This window comes from Parafrankia sp. FMc2 (assembly GCF_041008525.1).
Classification (GTDB): domain Bacteria; phylum Actinomycetota; class Actinomycetes; order Frankiales; family Frankiaceae; genus Parafrankia.
In genome coordinates this window covers 1-3,659 of the sequence record NZ_JBFLUG010000292.1, presented here as the reverse complement: position 1 = coordinate 3,659, position 3,659 = coordinate 1, and the positions used below count along the sequence as shown (strand labels likewise).

The following is a 3,659-nucleotide window of genomic DNA, read 5'->3' as shown; positions in this document are numbered from 1 at the left end:
CGGGGGCGGTGGGGCCGCGGCGGCTGACGAGGAGCAGGTGGCGGATGCCGTGGTGGGTGACGAGGTGGCGGGCGGCGAGGGCGCCGAGGGTGCCGGTGCCACCGGTGATCAGCACCGTCCCCGCCGGGTCCAGGGCGCCGCCGGGCCGGTCGCCGGCGGGCGCGCGCACCAGCCTGGGCACCAGGACGGCGCCGTCGCGGACCGCGAACTGGTTCTCGCCGGCCGTGACGACAGCGTCGGTGATCCGCCGCAGCGCCTCGCCCAGCTCCGCCTCGCCGGGCTCCGCCTCGCCTGGCTTCGGGTGGTCCCGCGCAGCGTCGTCCCGCGGGGCGGCCTCGTCCGAGGTGTTCACCGGCTCCAGGCGCGCTGGCAGGTCGAGCAGCACGAAGCGGCCCGGGTACTCGCTCTGGGCGGTGCGTACCAGTCCCCAGCCCGGTGCCTGCGCCGGATCGGCGAGGTCCCCCGTGGCCGCCGCGAGCGCACCCTCGGTGACGACCAGGACGCGTGTCCCGTCGGGGTCGCCCTCGGCGGCGAGCACGTCCTGGAGCACCGCCAGCGTCTGCGCGGCGCCCGCGCGCACGGCGGCCGGTTCGAGACCGGGAGCCGCCCGCCCGGCGGGCGGCCCGGGATCGGCGCCGAAGGCCGGAGACGCGCTGATCCCGGCCTGGGCGCCTGCGTCGACGCCGATACCGGCCAGCAGCCCGGCGAGGCGCGCGCTCTGCCGGCCGATGACCAGCCAGCGCCCGCTGCCCGCGGCACTGCCAGCCGCACCGGCCCCGGCAGGCGTGGGGGTGCCGGCTGGGAGCTCGTCCCACCGCAGGGTGAACAGCGCCTCCGCGGCGGATGTCGACGAGTCGGCCGCAGCGAGGGCCTCCGGGTGGACCGTCCGCACGGCCAGCGCCCGGACGGAGGCGACCGGCTCACCGGTGTCGTCCGCGACGAGCAGGCTCACCGCGCCACGGCCGGCGTCCGCCGGTGCGGGCGCGAGCCGCACGCGCAGCGCCCGCGGTCCGGCCCTGTGCACCGTGACCCCGCTCCAGGAGAACGGCAGCCGGATGCCGTCCGCGGCCCGGTCGGGTTGTCCGGCGCCTTCCGGGCGGTCGACGTCCGGCCGGGATGCCAGCGGGTGCAGCGCCGCGTCGAGCAGCGCGGGATGAACACCGAACGACCCGGCGTCGGCTGGCTCCCCGTCCGGCAGGGCGACCTCGGTGAACGTCTCGGCTCCACGGCGCCAGGCCGCCCGCAGGCCCTGGAAGGCGGGGCCGTAGTCGAGGCCCGTGCTGGCGAGCGCGTCGTACAGGCCATCGAGGTCCACCGGCTCGGCGGCTGCCGGCGGCCAGCTGCCGGCGAGCTCCGCGAAGCCCGGGTCGAGGGCACCCGCGCCGCTGTCCCCGGCAGCCGCGCCGCCGTCCGTCACGGGGTCGTCCGCCCCGGACCCGGCTGCGGTGAGGACGGCGGTGGCGTGCTGACGCCACCCTGGCCGATCGGTCCCGTCCCCGCCTGGAGTGCCGTTGCCGGCTGCCGGCCGGCTGTGCACGGTCAGCGCCCGCGCCCCCGCCGGGTCGGCGCCGCTGATCTCGATCTGGACGTCCAGCGTGCCGTCGCCGGGCAGTGCCAGCGGCTCACACAGCGTCAGCTCCTCCACCCGCGGGGTGTCCGTGTGGCTGGCGGCGTGCAGGACCAGGTCGAGCAGACCGGTGCCCGGCACCAGCACCCGGCCGGCGACGACATGGTCGGCCAGCCACGGGTGGGCGGCCGTGGACAACCGACCGGTGAGCACCAGCCGGTCGCCGTCCGCGAGCGGCACCACCGCGCCGAGCAGCGGGTGCGCCACCGGGCTGAGCCCCAGGTCGGACGCGCCTGCCGCGGCGCCGGCCCCGGCGGGCAGCCAGTAGGTGCGGCGCTGGAACGGGTAGGTCGGCAGGGCGGCCGCGACCCTGGCGGCCTCGCGAGTGGTGGGCCCGGTGTGCCCGGTGCCCGGGGCGGGCAGCACGGCGCGCCAGTCCACGGCGTGGCCGTGCACGTGGAGCGCGGCCAGCGCGGCCAGCAGCGTCTCGGCACCGTCACGGCCGCGGCGCAGCGCCGGCACCGTGAGGGGTGCGGTGGCGGTGGCTGTGCCGGGCTCCGTGTCCCGGCCCCTGGCGCCGTCCGGACGACCCTCCGCAGCCTCCGCGCCTGGCGCGTCCAGCGCGTCCAGCGCGTCCACCGCGTCCACCGCGCCCACCGTGCCCACCGTGCCCACCGCGCCCACCGCGCCCACCGTGTCGTCGGCGAGGCTGGCCTGGGCGAGTCCGGTGAGGGTGCTGTCGGGCCCCAGCTCCAGCCAGGTCGTGACGCCGAGGGCGCGCAGCGCGCGGACGCCCTGGTGGAAACGGACGGCGTCGCGGACGTGCCGGACCCAGTACCCGGGCGTGCTGATCTCGGCCGGGTCGGCCGGAGCGCCGGTCAGGTTCGAGATGACCGGGATCGCCGGCTCGGCGTAGCTCAGGGTGGCGGCGAACGCCGCGAAGTCGGCGAGCATGCCGTCCATGCGCGGCGAGTGGAAGGCGTGGCTGACCGTCAGCTCGCGGGTACGCCGGCCCTGCTCGGCGAGCCGGGCGGCGACCCGCCGGGTGGACTCGGCCTCCCCGGAGATCACGGTCGCGGACGGGCCGTTGACCGCCGCGACACCCACGTCCGCACCGGGAGCGAGATCGGCGAGGACCGCCAGCACCTCGGGCTCCGGTGCGGCCACGGAGATCATCGCCCCGCCGGCCGGGAGGTCCTGCATCAGGCGGGCGCGGGCGGCGACCAGCCGGGCCGCGTCGTCGAGGGTGAGCACCCCGGCGACATGCGCCGCGGTCAGCTCGCCGATCGAGTGGCCGATCAGATGGTCGGGGACGATCCCGGCGGAGCGCACCAGCTCGTGCAGCGCCACCTCGAAGGCGAACAGGCCGGTCTGCGCGAAGACGGTCTGGTGGATCAGGGCGGCCGTCTCCGGCGCGGTCTGCGGGTCGGCACGCAGGACGTCCCGCAGCGACGGCCAGACCGTGCCGACCGCCGTGCCGACCGCAGCGCCTGGCGGAAGACTCCGCGCGGGGATGGCGGCGAGGGCGTCGTCGAGACGCGCGGTGACCATGTCCAGCGCCGTCGCGAACCGGGGATAAGCCGCGTACAGCTCGCGGATCATCCCCGGCCGCTGGCTGCCCTGGCCGGTGAACAGGAACGCCGTCCGGCCGGTGCCGGCGGCCGGGACGGTTCCGGATACCAGCGCCGGGTCCGCGTCACCCCGGCCCAGCGCATCCAGCGCGCGCCGCAGGGTGGTCTCGTCCGAACCGAGGAGCACCGACCGCTCCTCGAGGGTGGCCCGGGCGGCCGCCAGCGCGGATCCGACGGCCACCGGGTCGACGCCGGCCGGGCCGTCGAGGAAGGACTGCAGGCGACGCGCCTGCTCCGCGAGCGCCGGCGCCGAGCGTGCCGACAGCAGCCACGCGAGCGGCCGGCCGCTCGCGTCGGCTGCCGGCGCCGCGAGCTCCTCGGCCGATGTCGCCGTGGACGGCTCGGGGGCTTGTTCGAGGATGACGTGGGCGTTGGTGCCGCTGATGCCGAAGGAGGAGACGGCGGCGCGGCGGGGGCGGTGGACGTCGGGCCAGGGCCGGGTGTCGGTGAGGAGCTGGATG

1 protein-coding gene is annotated in these 3,659 nt (G+C 77.8%); it reads right to left on the bottom strand.

Annotated elements, in window-relative coordinates:
• Window positions 1-3,659: acyltransferase domain-containing protein (locus AB1460_RS36260; RefSeq protein ID WP_368967014.1), on the bottom strand; the 3,659-nt coding region annotated here is incomplete at both ends.